General features: G+C 30.7%; 16 protein-coding genes. 5 read left to right on the plus strand and 11 right to left on the minus strand.

Going from position 1 to position 20,261, the window contains the following annotated elements; translation table 11 throughout:
* The first annotated feature begins 32 nt into the window (after positions 1-32).
* Positions 33-1,646, plus strand: coding sequence for an Ig-like domain-containing protein (locus tag AABJ49_RS07300; protein ID WP_338377467.1), 1,614 nt, complete (start codon positions 33-35; stop codon positions 1,644-1,646).
* A 48-nt stretch (positions 1,647-1,694) separates the two neighbouring features.
* Here the strand turns inward: AABJ49_RS07300 and AABJ49_RS07305 are convergent, their stop codons facing one another.
* Complete coding sequence (locus AABJ49_RS07305) at positions 1,695-2,462, minus strand: amidohydrolase (protein WP_338377469.1); 768 nt, start codon at positions 2,460-2,462, stop codon at positions 1,695-1,697.
* Positions 2,463-2,619: 157 nt separating this feature from the next.
* Between AABJ49_RS07305 and AABJ49_RS07310 the strand changes: the two genes are divergently transcribed.
* Together AABJ49_RS07310 and AABJ49_RS07315 are read left to right on the plus strand one after the other, a co-directional pair.
* Positions 2,620-2,904 carry a chondroitinase-B domain-containing protein gene (locus AABJ49_RS07310; RefSeq protein WP_338377471.1) on the plus strand — a complete coding sequence of 95 codons (285 nt, stop codon included), beginning with the start codon at positions 2,620-2,622 and terminating at the stop codon, positions 2,902-2,904.
* Complete coding sequence (locus AABJ49_RS07315) at positions 2,882-3,961, plus strand: chondroitinase-B domain-containing protein (RefSeq protein ID WP_338377474.1); 1,080 nt, start codon at positions 2,882-2,884, stop codon at positions 3,959-3,961. Before AABJ49_RS07310 ends, AABJ49_RS07315 begins: the two co-directional genes overlap by 23 nt.
* A gap of 63 nt (positions 3,962-4,024) precedes the next feature.
* Here AABJ49_RS07315 and AABJ49_RS07320 read toward each other — a convergent pair whose 3' ends face one another.
* The 7 genes from AABJ49_RS07320 to AABJ49_RS07350 form a co-directional block, all read right to left on the minus strand.
* Complete coding sequence (locus AABJ49_RS07320; RefSeq protein WP_338377476.1) at positions 4,025-4,783, minus strand: succinate dehydrogenase/fumarate reductase iron-sulfur subunit; 759 nt, start codon at positions 4,781-4,783, stop codon at positions 4,025-4,027.
* Positions 4,784-4,789: 6 nt separating this feature from the next.
* Positions 4,790-6,799 (minus strand): fumarate reductase/succinate dehydrogenase flavoprotein subunit, encoded by a 2,010-nt coding sequence (locus tag AABJ49_RS07325; RefSeq protein ID WP_338377478.1) that lies wholly within the window; start codon positions 6,797-6,799, stop codon positions 4,790-4,792.
* 16 nt (positions 6,800-6,815) lie between these two features.
* Positions 6,816-7,661 carry a succinate dehydrogenase cytochrome b subunit gene (locus tag AABJ49_RS07330; protein WP_338377480.1) on the minus strand — a complete coding sequence of 282 codons (846 nt, stop codon included), beginning with the start codon at positions 7,659-7,661 and terminating at the stop codon, positions 6,816-6,818.
* A 127-nt stretch (positions 7,662-7,788) separates the two neighbouring features.
* Complete coding sequence (locus AABJ49_RS07335; RefSeq protein WP_338377482.1) at positions 7,789-8,118, minus strand: hypothetical protein; 330 nt, start codon at positions 8,116-8,118, stop codon at positions 7,789-7,791.
* Between the two features lie 90 nt (positions 8,119-8,208).
* Complete coding sequence (locus tag AABJ49_RS07340) at positions 8,209-9,078, minus strand: hypothetical protein (RefSeq protein ID WP_338377484.1); 870 nt, start codon at positions 9,076-9,078, stop codon at positions 8,209-8,211.
* Between the two features lie 22 nt (positions 9,079-9,100).
* Positions 9,101-9,952 carry a ChaN family lipoprotein gene (locus AABJ49_RS07345; RefSeq protein WP_338377486.1) on the minus strand — a complete coding sequence of 284 codons (852 nt, stop codon included), beginning with the start codon at positions 9,950-9,952 and terminating at the stop codon, positions 9,101-9,103.
* 1 nt (position 9,953) lies between these two features.
* Positions 9,954-12,731, minus strand: coding sequence for a glycosyl hydrolase (locus tag AABJ49_RS07350; protein WP_338377488.1), 2,778 nt, complete (start codon positions 12,729-12,731; stop codon positions 9,954-9,956).
* Between the two features lie 117 nt (positions 12,732-12,848).
* Between AABJ49_RS07350 and AABJ49_RS07355 the strand changes: the two genes are divergently transcribed.
* Positions 12,849-14,141, plus strand: a complete 1,293-nt coding sequence (locus AABJ49_RS07355; RefSeq protein WP_338377490.1) for an aminopeptidase P family protein — start codon at positions 12,849-12,851, stop codon at positions 14,139-14,141.
* A 152-nt stretch (positions 14,142-14,293) separates the two neighbouring features.
* Here the strand turns inward: AABJ49_RS07355 and AABJ49_RS07360 are convergent, their stop codons facing one another.
* Positions 14,294-15,523, minus strand: coding sequence for an AbiH family protein (locus AABJ49_RS07360; RefSeq protein WP_338377492.1), 1,230 nt, complete (start codon positions 15,521-15,523; stop codon positions 14,294-14,296).
* A 220-nt stretch (positions 15,524-15,743) separates the two neighbouring features.
* Between AABJ49_RS07360 and AABJ49_RS07365 the strand changes: the two genes are divergently transcribed.
* Entirely contained in the window at positions 15,744-16,526 is a 783-nt protein-coding gene (locus tag AABJ49_RS07365) for an alpha/beta hydrolase (RefSeq protein ID WP_338377494.1), read from the plus strand.
* 49 nt (positions 16,527-16,575) lie between these two features.
* Here the strand turns inward: AABJ49_RS07365 and AABJ49_RS07370 are convergent, their stop codons facing one another.
* Together AABJ49_RS07370 and AABJ49_RS07375 are read right to left on the minus strand one after the other, a co-directional pair.
* A complete protein-coding gene (locus AABJ49_RS07370) occupies positions 16,576-17,418 on the minus strand; it encodes a mechanosensitive ion channel domain-containing protein (RefSeq protein ID WP_338377496.1) in 843 nt (280 codons plus the stop codon).
* Positions 17,419-17,428: 10 nt separating this feature from the next.
* Positions 17,429-20,212: a PD-(D/E)XK nuclease family protein gene (locus AABJ49_RS07375; RefSeq protein ID WP_338377498.1), complete on the minus strand. Its 2,784-nt coding sequence runs from the start codon at positions 20,210-20,212 to the stop codon at positions 17,429-17,431.
* Between the last annotated feature and the right edge of the window lie 49 nt (positions 20,213-20,261).

Below are 20,261 nucleotides of genomic sequence, written 5' to 3' on the forward strand. Positions count from 1 at the left end.
GTTGTTATTTTGTGTTTGAATTTATGAATCTTATGAAAAAAATATATTTTATAGTATTAACACTGATATTTAGTCTTCTTTTTGCTTTTTCAAGTTGCGCTAAAAGAGGAACCATCACTGGTGGTTTAAAAGACACCATTCCACCCAAAATTATTGGTAGTTCACCTGAAAATTATAAAACTAATTTCACTGGAAAAGAAATAAAGATTGTTTTTAACGAGTTAATAAAGATCAAAGACATTAATAAACAATTGATTATTTCACCTCCAATGAAAACTGCTCCAATAATAGTTCCTCAAGGAAGTGCCAGTAAATTTATTTCAATTAAGATTCAAGATACTTTACAAGAAAACACTACATATAGTTTCAATTTTGGACAAAGTATTACAGATAATAATGAAGGAAATCCATATTCACAATTCAAATATGTGTTTTCAACGGGTTCTTATATTGATTCCTTAACTGTTGTTGGAAAAATTAAAGATGCCTACAATCAAAAGCCAGATAACTTTGTATCAGTAATGTTGTATGATGCTCAAACCTTCAAAGATTCTACTGTTTATAAGGAAACCCCTTTGTATGTAACGAACACATTAGACAGTTTAAAAGTATTTGCCTTAGAAAATCTAAAAGAAGGAGAATACTATTTAGTAGCAATGAAAGATAAAAATGGCAACAATAAATTTGACCCAAAGTCTGATAAAATTGGATTTTTAAAAGAGCCTATCAAAACTCCTACGGAAATAGCTTATCAATTAGAATTATTTGCAGAAAAACCAATTTTTAAAGCCGAAAAACCAATTCAACAAACAACAAATAAATTTTTCATGGCTTTTACTGGAAATATTAAAAATTTAAAAGTAACAGCAAAAACAGGATCAGACAACATTGATGTTAAGTTGGCAAAATTTCCAACTGTCGGAAAAGATTCTGTTCAGATATTTGTTCCAAAAGTAGCATCAGATTCAATTTTGTTTTTAGTTGAAAATGAAGGTTATTCAAAATCATTTGTTTCAAAATATAAAGTTTTAAAAGAGACTGACACTTTGTCGATAACTGCAAAACAATCAGGTACTTTGAGGTTTTCAGATAATTTTGCATTAAAATCAACTACTCCATTATCTAGTTTTGACCCATCAAAAATGAAGTTATTAAATAAAGATTCTGTTGCCCTCGATTTCAAAATAAAATATATTGAATTTGAACAAGAGCTTGTTTTTGATTTCAAAAAAGAAGAAGATGAAAAATACACTTTAGAACTTTTACCTGGTGCAATAACTGATTTTTATGGCACAACAAACGACACTTTAATTCAAAGAACTGGAACTAGAACGTATGCTGATTTTGGTAATTTAAGAGTAAATTTAAAAAATGTAAATCGTTTTCCAATAATTGTTGAATTGCTGGATAGTAAAGGAACAGTATTGGCTTCTAAAATTAGTGAAAAAGAAACAACACTAAATTTCGATTTAATTGATCCATTACTTTACACAATCAGAGTTATTTATGATGATAATGGAAATGGTGAATGGGACACTGGTAGCTTTTTAGAAAAAAGGCAAGCAGAAGAAATTATCTATTTTCCAAAACAGATTGATGTTAGATCCAATTGGGATGTCGATCAGGAGTTTGATTTGAGGAATTAAACATTCTAAAACACAGCTTGGAAAAATTTAGAAAATTTATTTTTGAATTTAAAACGTTATTTCAAACTCATCTTTATCGTTTAAAAAATTCAATTTATTTCTATTTTCAAGCATTTTATTTTTGTCTAATTCAACTATAAATACACCTAATTTTTCATCAGCATCAAGAATTTGATTTCCCAATTCATCTAAAACTTGTGAATGACCTATATATTGGTGGTTGTTTTCATCAAAACCTATTCGATTTACACCAATTACATAACACATATTCTCAATAGCTCTTGCTTTTAAAAGTGCATCCCAAGCAGTTATTCTTGTTTTTGGCCAATTGGCAACATAAAGCAACAAATCATAATTCTCATGGTTACGAGAAAATGCTGGAAAACGCAAATCGTAACAAATTTGAGGACAAATTCTCCAGCCTTTATAATCAATAATTACTTTTTTGTTTCCTTTTGAATATTTTTCATGTTCACCAGCCAATGAAAACAAATGCCTTTTGTTATAAAAGTCAATTTTTCCATCAGGATGAACGAATATAAAGCGATTGTAATAATCGTTTTTTTCTTCAATAACCAAACTACCACAAATTGCACAATCTTTCTTAAAAGCTAAAGATTTCATCCAAGAAATTGTTTTCCCATTCATTGTTTCGGCAATTTTTTCTGGATTCATTGTAAATCCTGAAGAAAACATTTCTGGAAGCACAAATATATCAAAAGACTCCTCTTCACTCATAAAATATTTTTCTATAAATGTTCGGTTTACTTCTGGATTTTCCCAAGCTAAGCTGGTTTGGAATAAAGCAATTTTCATTAAATGTAGAATAAATTTTAAATGTAATGAATTTTATCAAATGTATGCAAAAATCAATTATATTTGTCCGGATAACCAAATTGGTTAACCAATTTTTTTGATTATGAAAAAAGGAATTCAAATTAGTATCTTATAGGTGGTTATTTGTTTACAAAGCATGATAGGGCAAACTGTAACAAACAACACTCAATTACAAGCAGCAATTTCTAGTGCTTCAGCTGGAACCACAATTACATTAGCAAATGGAATCTGGACAAATATTTATTTAAGTATAAATAAAAATGGCAACGCCTCAAATCCTATAAAAATTGTAGCTCAAACTGCAGGACAAGTCTTTTTTGAAGGAAATTCGAGAATAAGCTTAGGAGGTTCATATATTATTTTTGAAGGTGTAATTTTTAGAAATCCTTCTAATTTAGTTGATAACGGAAGTAGTTTATAATAATTTATTTAATAATTGGTCTGGTGAAGTGGAAATTATATCTAACAAAAGTGGGAAAAATAAATACTACAACAACACATTTAGAAATTATCAAGGAACATTAACACTAAGACATGGTAATGATTGCGAAGTTTATGGCAATTATTTCTTTGCCAATAACAATTTGTTTTCAGGTGGAATCAGAATCATTGGTGAAAATCACAAAGTATATAATAACTATGTTGAAGGAGTAAACTCTATAAAACCAGATGGTTCGAGCACCAAAACTTGCGGTGGAATTAATATTTCAAATGGAAGACCAAGTTCTGCTTTAAATGGTTATTACCAAGTTAAAAATGCAATTGTAACAAATAATACTTTTGTAAATTGCGATTATGGCATTCGAATGGGAACAGATGTTTCTTCAGATTTAACCTTAGCTCCTCTAAATGTTACAGTAGCGAATAATATAATGCTAAATTCAAGTAACAAAGCTATAAATGTAGTTACTGCTCCAACAGGGACTTCAATTTATCAGGGAAATATTCGTCAAACAGGAAGTTGGGATATTCCTACAGGAACAAATAACAATACAGCTGTAAGTTCGGGATTATTAACATCTGGAACAGATTTTTATAGAGTTCAAACTGGAAGTGCAGCTATTGATGCTGGAGTTGGAAGTTTTTCTTTTTTAACAAAAGATATTCTAAATGGAAATAGACCTACAGCAAACTTTGATGCTGGTGCGGAAGAATTTGGTTCAAATGGAATAAACTTACCTTATAACGTATCTGATGTAGGAAATACAATTGGTTTTTTATCGTATCCAAATACATTAACAACATCACAATTTTTGACTGATGATACATTAAATTTATATCCAAATCCCGCTTCAAATCAAATTCATATTGAAAGTAAAACTCCATTAAATGCAATTGAAATTTTTGATTATACTGGCAAAAAAGTGTATTCAAGCATTGTAAATTCATCAATAACTACAATTGATGTAGCTGCATTTTCAAAAGGCTTATACTTGATTAAAGTAAACAATAAATATGCTAAAGTAGTAATACAATAAAAAACGCATCCAAATTAATGAATGCGTTTTAGATTCTTCCTTCGTCAGAAAGACAAGTATGTTTTAGAAACTAGATTTTAAGTATTCTCTGTTCATACGAGCAATGTTTTCTAAAGAAATTCCTTTTGGACATTCTATTTCACAGGCTCCAGTGTTTGTACAGTTTCCAAAACCTTCTTCATCCATTTGACGAACCATGTTTTGAACACGTTGTGTTGCTTCCACTTTTCCTTGTGGTAGCAATGCATATTGAGATACTTTTGCACCAACAAATAACATAGCTGAACCGTTTTTACAACTTGCTACACAAGCTCCACAACCAATACAAGCTGCAGCCATAAAAGCTTTATCAGCATCCTCTTTAGGGACTGGAGTTGAATTGGCATCAATTGTGTTTCCTGAAGTATTTACAGAAACAAAACCTCCGGCTTGTTGAATTCTATCAAAAGAACTTCTATCAACTACTAAATCCTTAACAACAGGAAAGGCTTTACTTCTCCATGGCTCAATAAAGATAGTGTCACCATCATTGAATTTTCTCATGTGTAACTGACAAGTTGTTGTTCCTGTTTCTGGTCCGTGAGCTCTACCATTGATGTAAAGTGAGCACATTCCACAGATTCCTTCACGACAATCGTGATCGAATGCCACAGGTTCTTTTCTCTCATTTACTAATTGTTCATTTAATTGGTCTAACATTTCCAAAAATGAACTTGCTGTTGAAACATTATCTAATTTGTATGTTTCAATTCCACCTTTAGAATCAGCATTTTTTTGACGCCAAATTTTTAAGGTTATATTTATATTTTTAGCTGCGCTCATAGTATTTTATTTATAATTTCTAGCTGCAATTTTAATAAACTCATATTTCAATTCTTCTTTATGAAGAACCGCTTGTGTAGTATCTTGACCTTTATATTCCCAGGCACTTACGAAAGACATATTTACATCATCACGTAAAGTTTCTCCTTCAGCATCTTGATATTCTTCTCTAAAGTGACCTCCACAAGATTCTTTTCTTTGCAGAGCATCCATAGCCATCAATTGTCCTAATTCTAAGAAATCTGCGACTCTAAGTGCTTTTTCTAGTTCAGGGTTTAGTTCATCTGCACTTCCAGGAACATAAACATCTCTGTAGAATTCATCACGAATTTGTCCAATTTCAGCAATGGCTTCTGTTAAACCTTTTTCGTTACGAGCCATTCCGACTTTATTCCACATAACATTACCTAAACGTTTGTGGAAATGGTCAACAGATTTTGTACCGTTATTGTTTAAGAATTTGTCAATTGTTGCTTTTACATTGTTTTCAGCTTCAGCGAATTCAGGAGAATCAGTTGAGATTTTTCCTGTTCTAATATCATCAGCTAAATAATTTGAAACAGTATATGGTAATACGAAATAACCATCAGCTAAACCTTGCATTAAAGCAGAAGCTCCTAATCTGTTTGCACCGTGATCTGAGAAGTTAGCTTCACCAGCAACGAAACAACCAGGAATTGTAGATTGTAAGTTATAATCGACCCAAACTCCACCCATTGTGTAGTGAACTGCTGGATAAATTTTCATTGGAGTTTCATATGGATTTTCGTCTGTAATTTTTTCATACATTTCGAATAAGTTACCATATTTTTCTTCAATCCATTTCTTACCTAAAGTAATAATTTCTTCTTCAGATGGGTTGTGATTTCCTTGAGCATAAGCAACTTCTTTACCTTTACTTTTCACTTCCGAAGAGAAATCTAAGTAAACTCCTTCATTCGTATCATTTGCTTCAATACCATAACCATCATCACAGCGTTCTTTTGCTGCTCTAGAAGCTACATCACGAGGTACTAAATTACCAAAAGCAGGATATCTTCTTTCTAAATAATAATCTCTATCTTCTTCCGCAATTTGTGTTGGTTTTAGTTTTCCTGCACGAATTGCTTCAGCATCTTCTTTCTTTTTAGGAACCCAAATACGACCTGAATTACGCAAAGATTCTGACATCAATGTTAATTTAGATTGATTTGTTCCGTGAACTGGAATACAAGTTGGGTGAATTTGTACAAAACATGGATTTGAAAAAGCAGCACCTTGTTTATGAATTTTCCAAGCAGCTGTAACGTTACTTCCCATTGCATTTGTTGATAAGAAATAAACATTTCCATATCCACCTGAAGCAATAACAACTGCGTGAGCTGAATGTCTTTCTAATTCACCTGTAACTAAGTTACGTGCTATAATTCCACGTGCTTTTCCGTCTACTTTAACTAAGTCTAGCATTTCGTGACGGTTGTACATCTTCACACGACCTAAACCAATTTGTCGTGATAATGCTGAATAAGCCCCTAATAACAATTGTTGTCCTGTTTGTCCAGCTGCATAGAAAGTACGTTGTACTTGAACACCTCCAAATGAACGATTGTCTAACATTCCACCATAATCACGAGCAAAAGGAACTCCTTGCGCTACACATTGGTCGATGATATTACCAGAAACTTCTGCTAAGCGATGTACGTTTGCTTCACGTGAGCGATAATCTCCACCTTTAATTGTATCATAAAACAAACGGTAAATAGAATCTCCGTCGTTTTGATAATTTTTTGCTGCGTTAATTCCACCTTGAGCCGCAATTGAGTGCGCTCTTCTAGGTGAATCTTGAAAACAAAAAGCTTTAACATTATAACCCATCTCTCCAAGAGAAGCTGCAGCCGAGGCACCAGCTAAACCAGTTCCAACAACAATAATATCAATTTTTGGCCTATTATTAGGTGCAACTAATTTTAAGTGATCTTTATAATTGGTCCATTTGTCTGATAAAGGACCTTGAGGTATTTTAGAATCTAACTTCATAATATATTGATGTTGATTATTTAGTAAAATGAATGTATAAAGGAATAATAGCAAATAACAAAGGTACTATTACCGAAAATGCTCTTCCAAAGAATTTTATTCCTGCATTAAATTTTGGATTATTTAATCCTAAGGATTGAAATGCACTTGCAAAGCCGTGCCATAAGTGAAAACCTAAGGCTAACATGGCTAAAACATACAGTAGTGTGTACACTAATCCGTACTTCGCATCTCTAAAAAAGTCTAATGTAATTTTATACAAATCTTTATAACCTTGAGTAAACTCAACTTTAACTGGTTTAGTAATAAAAAATTTATTTCCTTCGATAACCATGTTCTCTCCATCCACTTGATTAACAGGCAAGAATTTATCTTGACCAGAACCCGATGTAATATAAAAATCTTGTTTCATTCCGGAAGCTTCATCTGTTACGGATAAAGTTTGTAACGGCATGTTTTTATCAAAATGCATTTTTGCCCAAAAAGTAATCATGTGCGTTACAATGAAAACTAAAATAACAGTTCCTAACACAGCCATATTTCTTGACGCGAAACTACTGTTTGCTGAAGGATTGTTTTTAGCATAAGCAATTGGCCTTGCTTTTTTGTTTTGAATTGCCAACATAATTCCATCTATTGCATGGAAAATAATTGAAATGTAAGTTAGGTAAGATAATACTTTAACTGCTGGATTGGTTGTCATAAACAATGCATATTGGTTAAATGCTGAAGCATTGTCAGGAACTAATAATTGAAGATTTCCTGCTAAGTGACCTGCCAAAAACAAGCATAAAAATAAACCCGTAAGAGCCATCCAATATTTTTTTGCGATAGATGACTTTAAAAGTGCAGATTTTGCCATAATTTATTTGATTGTATAGTTTTATATAAAAAATCAAACAAAAATAAGGTTAAAATAAATTAACTACAACCTTTCACAGCTAATTTAGACTCAATTTAAAATGAGTTTAACTTATGTTGAAGGTTAATTAGTTTTTATTCAGAAGCATATTGATTACACCAAGAGCAAAAAGTTCCCCAACATTGGATGCTCCATAAGGATTAAATGAGTCAATACGTCTGTTATTATATGGGTTAAAAAATGAATTTGAGTTTAAACTAAAATATTGATCATTAGTAGGTATTAGAATCATCTTGTGTGATCTCTCAAATTGATTTTCGGTTACAAATCGATAATTTTCAAACAATCCTATGGAAGGGTTATAAACCTGTAATCCGTATGAGTTTATTTTGAAATTAATCTTTTTAAGGTTGATTGTTGGATTTTGCAAAGTATTCATATCTTTAGAAAAAGACATAAAATAGAGGTTTTTACTTAATTCCTGACCAAAACACGAGGAACTTATTGTAAGAAAGAATAGTATTTTTAGAATTGACCTCATATCAAATTATTTATCATGACTTGGAATTAAACCTCTTAATCCCATATCAACCATGTTTTCACCTATGGATGGTTCATATTTTCCATCAGCATTTACTTCTGTCCATTCAATACTATTGTTAATTGAAAGTGAAAGAGTCACAACAACATCCTTGGTTTCGTTACCCTTAATAACCAAATTATTAGCAAATTTTCCTGTAACTACACATGAGCCTTGAGGAATTGGAGAAGTTGCTGCTATTGGGTTTGGAACCGTTGTAGCTCCGGCTGGTGCTTGACCAGAAGTTGCAAATGGAAAACCATTTAATCCAAAAGCCCAATATCCTTGAGCACGATTTGCGTTAACAGGAAATGTATTGGTACCAATATTGTGTGTATTTATATAAGTATTAAATCCTACAAAGCTTGCAAATGTTCCTGTGTAATCGGTTCCTGCATTACGAATAGAAACATCAAAATTTTGATACGAAAGCGAAACTCTAACCCATTCGTAACTTCCTTGTGTAACTTGACTTAATGGAATTGATAAAAAAACTTCATCTTGAGCCACAATCTTAGATTGATCAAAATCAATGGCAGAAGAACCACCAGCCATAGTTTCTGGTGCGTGGTATAAAACAGTTCCTTGTCCTAATTGCGTGAATGTATTTGGTGCTAACTCAAAATAATGTGCTGAAATAGTATTGAAAATTGGAGTTTGTGCTGCATTTCCTGATGGAATTGTAGCTGGTTGTCCCAAATTATTTAATCGAACTTGATTCGGGTCAAACTTAAACTTAATGATTAAATTTGGTTCAGATGTAACATCGTCTTTTTGGCATGAGAAAAAACTCAAAGAAATTATTAAACCGAAAAATAAAAATCTTGTTTTCATCATACCAATTTAAATAAAGACGATTTTAATAAGTCTTTGTTACATCTTCATCTATAACGAGAATAAAGTCTGCTTTATTGTAATGCTCCTTTTCTAATTTTGAAATGTCTTTTTGTTCTACTGTTGCAATCGTAAGAATTTTAATTCCTGGTTTGTACTTTTTTAAATACCAATTAATTCCTTCATAATTATCGGAATGATACGTTCCATTATAATGAATAAAAATGCTATTTTCTTTACTGTTTTTGTTAATGAAGTAAGCCATTGTAGCGTCTTTAATGGCTTGTGCTTTTGGCATTTTGTCTCCAGCATGACCACCTTGCATTCCCATCATAGCTTGATAACCTGGTAAATTCACATCAAATTCTATGGGTAAAGGTGCAATCCAAGATTTTTCTTCCGTTGAAAGTGAATCTAAAGCCACTAAATCTTTCTTAAAAACTAGACTAGCATATCTTCTTGGAACATTGGTCGCAATAAAATCGAATTTTTTCTCTTTGGCAAAATCAACTAAAGGTTTGTAATCCGTTTTATAATTATTCCATAATCTGGCTAAAGTATCTAAACCTTTTTGTGTGATTTCACCTTTTAGGTATTGATTTAATTGCTTTTGATTATCAGCTTCAATCATTTCTGCACCTAAAACCAAATCTGTTTTTTCAGCTAAATCTTTTGTCAATTCCAGTTGTAACCAATGAGAAATCGAATTATTATGATATTCTCCAAAAAGAACTATATCATTCTTAAGTGAAGATGTAACTAACTTTTTATAGGTTGTTTTTTTACCGTTTTTATCAAATAATTGATAAGCTTGTTTGTCTTGAGCAATTCCATAAAAGGAAATAAATGCAACAACAGCTAATATTAATTTTTTCATGTTATTTTGATTCAAAGATTTCTAGAGTTGTTGATTCGTTTTCTACCAAAATCGTGTAATTTCCAACAGGTAAATATAACTTTTCGTTTTTAGCTGGTTTGATTTCTATTTTTTTATCTTTTTTGGTGATTTTTTGAGCTGTTTTTTCATCTATTGATAAAGTATATTCAATTTTATTTAATCCTTTTTTAAGTTGAATTTTTTCTGAATGAACATTCACTTTATCTTTATTTACAACGTTTAAAACCGATTCTTTGGCTTGATTTGAATACACCCAAATTTCAGTTTTTGGTTCGTAAGCTTCCGACCAAGAACTCCAAGAATTTCCCCAACGTCTTGATTTTTGGATTTTATCTACTGCAAACAAATGAACATTTTTAGCCAAAACTTCATCAGTCAAAGCTTGAACTTTTTCTAAATTCACTTTATAAATCGAACGACCATGAGTTCCTACTATTAAATCTTTAGCTTTAGCTTGAATTTTTAAATCGTGTACCGCAACATTTGGTAATTCTGAAGAAAAATCTTGCCACGAATTTCCTTTGTCCATTGAAATAAACAAACCATTATCCGTTCCAACGTATAAAATATTTTCTTTTTCAGCATCTTCAATAATTACGTTTACTGCATTGGTTAAACCTCTTGAAATGTTTGTCCAAGTTGCTCCAAAATCTTCAGAAACATAAACATAACTAGTAAAATCATCATTTCTGTAGCCATTTAAAGTTGCATAAACTCGTTCTTTTTTGTGTTGAGAAGCTACAATTCTTGAAACCCACAAATCATCTGTTTTAGTAGCATTTTCTGGAATTTCTATTTTTGTCCAACTTGCTCCACCATCTTTAGAAACATGCATCAAACCATCATCTGAACCCACATACAATAAGCCAAACTGGAAAGGACTTTCTGAAATGGTTGTAATTGTTCCGTAAGCTACATTTCCTTCTTTGAAACCTTTGGTTACATCTTCCGAAATTTTTTCCCAATCTTTTCCTTGATTCATGGAACGATGCAAATATTGAGAACCAAAATAAACGATATCTTGATTGTGCGATGACAATAAAATTGGTGTTTGCCAATTAAAACGAAATGGTTTTTCGTCTTTAGCTGACTTTGGAGTAATCGATTCTGATTTTTCAGTGCTTTTGTCAATTCTATAATAATTCCCAAATTGAAAACCAGTGTAAACGATATTTGAATTGCGATTATCTACCTGAATTTGCATTCCATCGCCACCCATTAATCCTTGATAGGGATATTTTCCTTCTTGTTGCCAAGATCTGTCATGTGAATAATTATTTGGACCAAACCAAACACCATTGTCTTGCAAACCACCATAAACATTGTATTTTTCTTCATTATCCACTTGAACTGCATAAAATTGTCCAACGGCTTGATTGTTGCATTTTATCCAAGTTGCTCCATTATCATACGAAATATTTAACCCACCATCATTTCCATTAATAATATGATTTTGATTGTTTGGATTTACCCAAACCACATGATGATCTGCGTGAACATTTTCTTTACTAATAACTTCAAATGTATTTCCACCATCTTTTGAGAATAACAATGGAACTGCACCAATATAAATTCGGTTTTCATCAGTTGCATCAACGGTAATTTTTGCAAAATAATAACCATAAGTATAGTAGAAATCATCAATGAATTTCTGATTCATTTTTGTCCAAGTTTTTCCACCATCAATAGATTTGTAAACTTCACAACCTATGACTTCCGTTTCAAAAAGAGCTTTATTGGCATCTTGTAAAACTTTGAAAGCTTCTTTGGGTTCAAGGTCAGATGCTTCTACAAAATTCTTTATATTTTCGGCTCTATATTTTTCTCTTAAACCAGCAGATTTTAGAGCATTATTTAATTCTTTGTTTGAAATTGATGCAAAATCTTCACCTGGAGAACTCATCATTGTTGGCAAACTTCCTTTGCTTTTTGCAGAAGCTGGTCTTTTATTTTGATTGTCTAAAACTGCATAAATTACATTTTCATTAAAAAGAGCTAAACCAATTCGACCAACACCTTCATTATTTGGAAAACCACTCAATTCCGTTGAAACTAAACTCCAAGAATTTCCTGCATCTGTACTTTTATAAATTCCAGAAGCTGCTCCATTTCCTTTAAAATCCCAAGCTTTTCTGTCTTTTTGCCAAGCAGCTGCATATTGAATATTGTAATTTGTTGGACTCACAACTACATCAATAATTCCAGTTTCATCATTTATGAAAAGTGTTTGCTTCCATGTTTTTCCACCATCAATAGTTATATAAATTCCTCTTTCTTGATTTTTTGTATATAAATGTCCGACAACTCCAACAGTAATTTCGTCAATATTATTTGGATTCACACGAATTCTACTGATGTGATGACTTTCCGGTAAACCTAAATTTTCCCAAGTTTTACCTTTATCAGAAGATTTTAAAATTCCGATTCCTGAATAAGAAGAACGAGAAGCATTTACTTCACCAGTTCCGACCCAAATTGTTCCTGATTTCCAATCAACAGTAACTGAACCACAATTTAAAGTTGGAGCCGAATCCATAACTGGAGAGAAACTTGTTCCATTATTGTTTGTATACCAAAGTCCACCAGAAGCATAAGCAGCGTAAAATTCTGTTGGATTTTCTGGATTTACAGCCAAATCTACGATTCTTCCACTCATGATGGTTGGACCAATACTTTGGAATTTAACTTCTTCGAATAAGTTGGTTTGTGCAAAAGAAATACTTTGAACAAGTAATAAAAGGAATAGAATTTTCTTCATTTTTTGAAATTTTGGTCTAAAATAAGCAATCTGTTAAAGATAATTGAAATTTTTAATTCCTTTTAACAAGATTTGGATTTTATCTTTTTAAATTTGAAGCACATTAAAACTTAAAAAATGAAATACCATCAAATAGACCGCGATTTATTCATAAAAAACCGTAAAAAGTTTACTAGTCAAATGAAACCAAACGGAATTGCCGTTTTCAATTCAAACGATATTTATCCAGTTTCTGCTGATTCTACTTTGCCTTTTGCACAACACAGAGATATTTTTTATTTAAGTGGTGTAGATCAAGAAGAAAGTATTTTGGTGCTTTTTCCTGATGCTCCTTATGAAAATCAACGTGAAATTTTATTTTTAAAAGAAACGAACGAACATATTGCTATTTGGGAAGGTGAAAAACTAACCAAAGAACGTGCATTTGAAGTTTCTGGTATCAAAAATGTGATTTGGTTGCAAGATTTTGATAAGACTTTAAAAGAGTTAATGACTTACGCTGATACGATGTACATCAACACGAATGAACATTACAGAGCAACGATTGAAACCGAAACTCGTGAAGCAAGATTCATTAAAAAATGGAAAGAAAATTATCCAGCTCATAAAGTGGAAAAATCAAATCCTATTTTGCAACGCATCCGTTCAGTAAAAGAAAGTGAAGAATTAGATTTGATTCAACAAGCTTGTGATATTACAGAAAAAGGTTTTCGTAGAATTTTAAATTTTGTGAAACCAAACGTAATGGAATATGAAATTGAAGCTGAATTTGCACACGAATTTTTAAGAAATCGCTCAAAAGGTTTTGCTTATACTCCAATTATTGCTTCTGGAAATAACGCTAACGTTTTACACTATATTGAAAACAACCAACAATGTAATGCTGGTGATTTAATTTTGTTGGATGTTGGTGCAGAATACGCCAATTACTCTAGTGATATGAGTAGAACGATTCCTGTTTCTGGAAAATATTCTGAAAGACAAGCTGCAGTTTACAATGCTGTTTTAAGAGTTAAAAATGAAGCGACAAAACTATTAGTTCCTGGAACTTTATGGAAAGAATACCATGTGGAAGTTGGAAATTTAATGACTTCTGAATTATTAGGTTTAGGTTTATTAGACAAAGCTGATGTTCAAAATGAAAACAAAGATTGGCCAGCTTATAAAAAATATTTCATGCACGGAACTTCTCATCACATGGGATTAGATACACATGACTATGGTTTATTGTACGAACCAATGCAAGCGAATATGGTTTTCACTGTTGAACCAGGAATTTACATCCCAAAAGAAGGTTTTGGAATTCGTTTAGAAGATGATGTTGTGATTCAAAGTAAAGGTGAACCCTTTAATTTGATGAGAAATATTCCTATTGAGATTGATGAAATTGAGTCGATTATGAATAGCTAATTTGGATATTCAGATTTTCGAATTATAGATTTTCAGATAGAACGGTTTGCGAAAGTGAGCCGTTTTTTTTGCTTTTAATTTTGTTTTGAGGAACTTGATTTAGCTTCTTTTTTTGGAACACAGATTTGAGAAATTAGAAAAATTTTTGAAATTTATTCTTTTTTTGGTAATTGAATTTGTGGCATTGGTTTACAAAAAGGTTTACTTACAATTTTTGAACGCATAATCTTTTTATCATTAAAATGTCTTGATATATTTTGAACCATATCTGTGTAATTATCATATTCACCATTTTTATAATAAAAGACTTTTATAGAACGACAATTCTCGTGTTCAAAAATAGTATTTAATAATGTTCTGTCTGATAAACCACAAGAATGTCCAAGAATTATTACTTGAAATTTTTCACTTTCTACATATGACAATAAATCATTATAATTTGAATTTTGTAAATATTGAAATGACTTAAAGTTTTTCAAATACTCATTGTCATCTAAATTTTCTATTTCTTTATAGTCTTCATCCATTTCATCTCCAAAACCAAAATTTACCTTATTATCAGAAACATTTTCTAATTCTCCATGAATGTAATTTACTTTAGTTTCTATTCTTTCACTTGTGTTTAAAATATCACTGTAAATTTTAACTGTTGGAGTATAATTAAAATTTAAAAAATATATTTTATTAACTAACTCTTCTTTTTTTTCTTTTTCGAAATGATCTTTTATTTCTTCAACATCTTCAGAATTATTAAATTCTTTCAAAACATCATGTTCATTACTTGTGAGTGAAATTGGTTTTAGAACATCATATATCGATTTTAAACTAGAATGATAATTAAATATATAAGCATCTTTAACTTTATCTTTCAAATATTTTCCTAAAAGTATTTTTACATATTCAAACTCTTTATTCAATTCTTGTACTTGAATTTTTTGTTCATTTTGCCAATATTCTATAGACTTAGAAACATCTAAACATTTTGAATTGATTATTTTTTTTAATTGTCTGTAGTATTCATTCTCAATATCAACCCAATTTTGCACATTCTTTTGATTAATAGCTTTAAAAAAAGAATTTTTATAATTCAAAATATGTCTTCTTGGGTATTGTCCGGTCCTAAAATTATTCCCATATTCAGTATAAATTTCAGCTTCCGAAAATTTTATTTTTTCATCAAACTGCATTAAACATTTAGCTATACAGTTTAAGCCTTTTATCTCTTCAAATACAACATTTAAAGTATCTACAAAATAAATAAAATCATCATTATGCTTGCTGCTTTTAATAGAAGACCAATAATCATCAATAAAATCCTTATAACTCGTTGGTAAATCATGAGCTAAATCAAAACCGTTTCCAATAATAACTAATCTGTTCATAAATCTAAAAATGCTTTTCTCAAAGATAAGTTATTTCTTTATAAAATCGATTGCATAAAAAAGAGATTCTATATCACTGAAATAAATTCAGCACAAGCAAGTTCAGAATGACAAGATTTAAGAAAAACTTTGTAAACCTTGCGAAAAATCCTTGCGAACTTTGCGGTTAAATTTCAAACTTCAATTAAAAATTCTACTTTTGTACTAAACAAATTTTCCCTTGAAACAAACACTCTTCAAAAACACAAAAATCGCTTATTCTGAAACTGGAAAAGGCACAACTGTGGTTTTATTACACGGTTTTTTAGAAAACTCAACGATGTGGAATTCGCATGTTGCCGTTTTAGCTAAACGTAATCGTGTAGTTTGTATTGATTTGTTAGGTCATGGTCAAACGGATTGTTTGGGTTATGTGCATTCGATGGAAGACCAAGCGGATATGGTTCATCATGTTTTACACGAATTGAAAATTAGAAAAGCCGTTTTGATTGGACATTCTATGGGTGGTTATGTGGCTTTGGCTTTTGCAGAATTGTATCCAGAAATGGTGAAAGGTTTGGTATTGATGAATTCAACTTCAAGAGCTGATTCTGAGGAACGCAAAACCAATCGCGATAGAGCTATTTTGGCTGTGAAACAAAACTACACTACTTTCATTAAAATGTCAATTGCCAATTTATTTAGTGAGAACAACAGAGAGCGATTAAGTAACGAAATCGAACTTGTGCGTAATGAAGCTTTAAAAACTCCTTTACAAGGAATCGTAGCTGCTTTAGAAGGCATGAAAACACGAAATGACAGAGAAGTTATTTTACATTTTGCGATTTATCCTATTCTTTTGATTTTGGGTAAACAAGATCCTGTTTTGAATTATGAAGAAAATAAAACTCAAATAGAAAATACCAAAGTTGAATTAGTCACTTTTAACGATGGACACATGAGTCACATTGAAAATCGTGAAGAATTGAGTGAGGTTTTAGTTTCTTTTTTGAAAAAGGTCTAAACGCAAAGAGGCAAAGGTTTTCGCAAAGTTCGCAAGGAAAAACTGATCGTTAACCCTCATACTGCTTAACTTCAACAATGTTTGAAGGTAAACTGAATTCGTTTTCAGTCAACGCCAATAAAACATTTTTCATTACTTGAGTTCTAATCCCTAAATGGTAACTTTTTGAAGAACTTTTAAAAGTATCTAACCAAAAAAGAACTTTTAAATTAATTGTACTTGCTGCGAATTCATCAATAATTACTGCTGGTTTTTTTCCACCTAGTAAAACACCTTCCGTTTTGGAAACTGATTCTATAATCACTTGAATCGCTTTTGACAAATCACTTGAATAGTCTAATCCTAACAAAAATTCATTTCGCAAAAAACCATCAATAGTATAATTAATTAAAGGTGAATTTATTATTTGAGAATTAGGCACAAAAACATCTTTTCCATCAGTAGTTTTTATAATAGTTTCTCTTATGCGAAGTTCTTTTACATAGCCAATAACTTTTTCCGTTTCAATCAAATCATTCTCTTTAAACGGACTTTTAAAAGCTAATAAAATTCCTGCCAAGAAATTTTCTCCAATATCTTTAAAAGCAAAACCAATAACAAAGGTTAAAATTCCTGCTCCAGCTAATATTTTTGTCGTGATATTTTGAAAACCTACTAAATCTAGAAAGATAACAACCGTAATGATTTTTATAATTCCAGAAATTATTTGTGCTATAAAAAGTCTGGAAAGCGTATTTTGAAGCTTTGACTTAATTCTGTTTTCGGTTAGTTTTTTTCCAAAATTAGCAATTGCAAAACCAATAAATAAAACCACAACTCCAATTAAAAAAGAAGGTGCATTTTGTAAAATTGCATCATAATAAAATTGAAATTTTTCGATTAATTTGTCCATAAATGGCTAGTTATACTATTTCTTCAAAAGGAATTTCTGGGTTTAGAATTTCTTGTATTAAAGATACTAATTCTATTTTAAATGAATCAATAGTATGCGTTGTAATATCAGAATCACTATTTTTTCCTTTTCCAAATCCAAAAGGCATAAAACCAGCTTTCATGTTTTTGAAAGAAATAATTCCGGCTTCGACTGGATATTCTTTATATTCTATTTTGTTTTCAAACATTAAAGCATAACAAAGCAATTGAATGATTTTATCGTATTTAATATCAGAAGATAAAACTGTAAAATCATCCACTTTTAAGCTACTTCCTAAAACTTTTCCGGTTTTATAATCTATAATTCTGATTTTATTGTCTCTTAATTCAATTCGGTCAACGTTTCCGGCAATTGTGATTTCATAAGGCAACTTTTTGTCAACTATTTTACCTTCTAAAGTATGCTCAAGAAATAGAATTTTAATAGCACTACCCGATTCAATGTCTTTCTTTTCCATTTTTAGAAATTGCTCTACGTTTTGTTTGGCAACTTCGAAAGCTAAAAGGTTTTTTCCTTTATTGATTTCACCTTCTTTATAAATGATTTTGAATTGTTTTATAGTTTCAGATTCAACTAAATTCAACATATTTTCAATATCATTCACCGACAAATATTTTTCTTTGTAAGGATCATATAAATGCTTTAAAGTTTCGTGAATTACAGTTCCTAAAGTGTTGACAGCAATATTTTCTTCAACTTCATCAATTTCTTTAATTCGTAATACTCTTTGAGTGTAAAACTGGATTGGATTTCGAATATAACTGGTCAAAGATGATGGTGAAAATCCTTTTCCTGTTGCAATTTCTTGTAATCGTTCTAAAACAGAAGGTGTTTTTTCTATTTTAATAGGCTCGTAAGCTAAGCTTGGTAAATGAGCGTTATAGATTGTGTTTTTTGTAATATGATTTGGGAAATCGATTTCTAATTGGGTTAAAAAACGACTTTTTTCACCAGCGTCAATTCCGTCTGAATTTTCAGAATTATATAACAGATAAATATTCTTAGCACGATATAGTAAATGATAAAAGTGATAACTATAAATAGCATCTTTTTCACGGAAAGTTGGCAATCCTAATTCACGTTTAATATCATAAGGAATAAAGGAATTTGAACTTTTTCCTGATGGAAATTTTCCTTCATTTACGGATGTTATGATTACATTTTTAAAATCTAAAACACGACTTTCCAGTACTCCCATGACTTGCAAACCAGACAAAGGTTTTCCTTCAAAAGAGACTTCAGCTAAATCCACAACATTTTTATAAATAGAAAATAAGCTTGAAAGTGAAGTAATGCTTTGGTATTTTTCAATAAATGTAGCAATTCGATTTAAAACTTGGTAAATGGAATGCAAGAAAGCTTTTGCAATTATATCTTCTTGATTATCATTTATTAAACGCGATTTTATCGTCAATAAAACTTGAGTTAATTTGGTGATAATTTCAGAAGCATCATCATTCCATTTTGAAAAAATTAGTTCAAATAGTGGATTTTCAGCATTGGTTTTGTGCTCTTCATACAACTGAAATAACTTATCATTAGAAAAGAAAGTAAAGTTGTTATATTTAATTACATGTTCTACTTTTTTGGCATCAATATAAGGTTCAATTAAAGCGTGATTTAGTATATCTAAAACTTCTTTGTAATATAAAGTATATTGTTTCTCGTTTCTTTGTTTAGCGTTTGTGTGAAGTTTAAAAATTTTGGAAATCAACAATTGAGCTGGATTATTTTTACTAGGATAACCCATTGTGATGTTTAAACTTTCAACGGTTTCTGGTAAATTATACAGAACTGGAAGCAATAGATTTTCGTCTCCTAAGACGACAGCTGTGTTTTGTAAATCAGGATTCTTGGTTTGAATTTCTTCTATAATGTTTCCAACAATTTTGGTTTGTCCAACGGTTTTTGGAGTTCCAATGATTTGGATATTTTTTTCTTGTTCAAAATGTGTATCAATCCATTTGAAAGTTTGATTGGCATATTGTTTCCATTCTTTTTTATACTTTCTGATGAATAAACCCGCATCGTGAAATGAATCTTGTAGAATCGAATAATCAATATCCCAATAAACTAGTGCTTTTTCATGAAGCATTAAGTGTTGAAAAATGCGTTCTTCAGCTTGATTTAGCGCATTGAAACCAGCAAAGACAATTTTATTTGAAGTCGGAAGTTCTTTAGTAAAAGAATCTAAATTATTTATTGATTCACGATATAACAAACCTTGATAGCCAATTCCTTTATCTAAAAGATACTTATAGAATGAATTATAATAGTGAGGTAATTTATCCCAAAACTCTAAAGTAGAATCAATCAGCTTTGTGGTTTGATTTAGTTCTAAATCCCATCTTTTTAAAGCTTCTACATCTTTTAAGTAAGAAAAAACGTGATTTTGATCTAACAAATAGCGATCAATTTCATTAAAGTCTTGGATAAGTGTTTTTGCCCAATAAGAAAAGGTTTCAAAGTCTTGAATATCTTTCTTATCGGTTATTGAAGAATAGACATTATAGAATTCGAATAACACTTCCATAGAATCAATAGTTCGTATACCTGATATCTCTTGTATGAATTCTTCTACACTAACTATATTAGGTGTGAAAATTGGTTTAGATAGTTTTGATTGAATGTTTTCAATTAAAAAAACTCTTGCTCTTTTACTTGGAAGAACTATGGTTATATCCGATAAGGTATCAGGATAAAGACTGATTAATTCGTCTGTAAGCTTACTTAGAAATGTAGGGTTATTCATAAATATAAATATAAAAAAACGCCCCGAATAAACGGAGCGTTTTCTTAAA

The sequence above is a fragment of the uncultured Flavobacterium sp. genome (assembly GCF_963922255.1).
Classification (GTDB): Bacteria; Bacteroidota; Bacteroidia; order Flavobacteriales; family Flavobacteriaceae; genus Flavobacterium.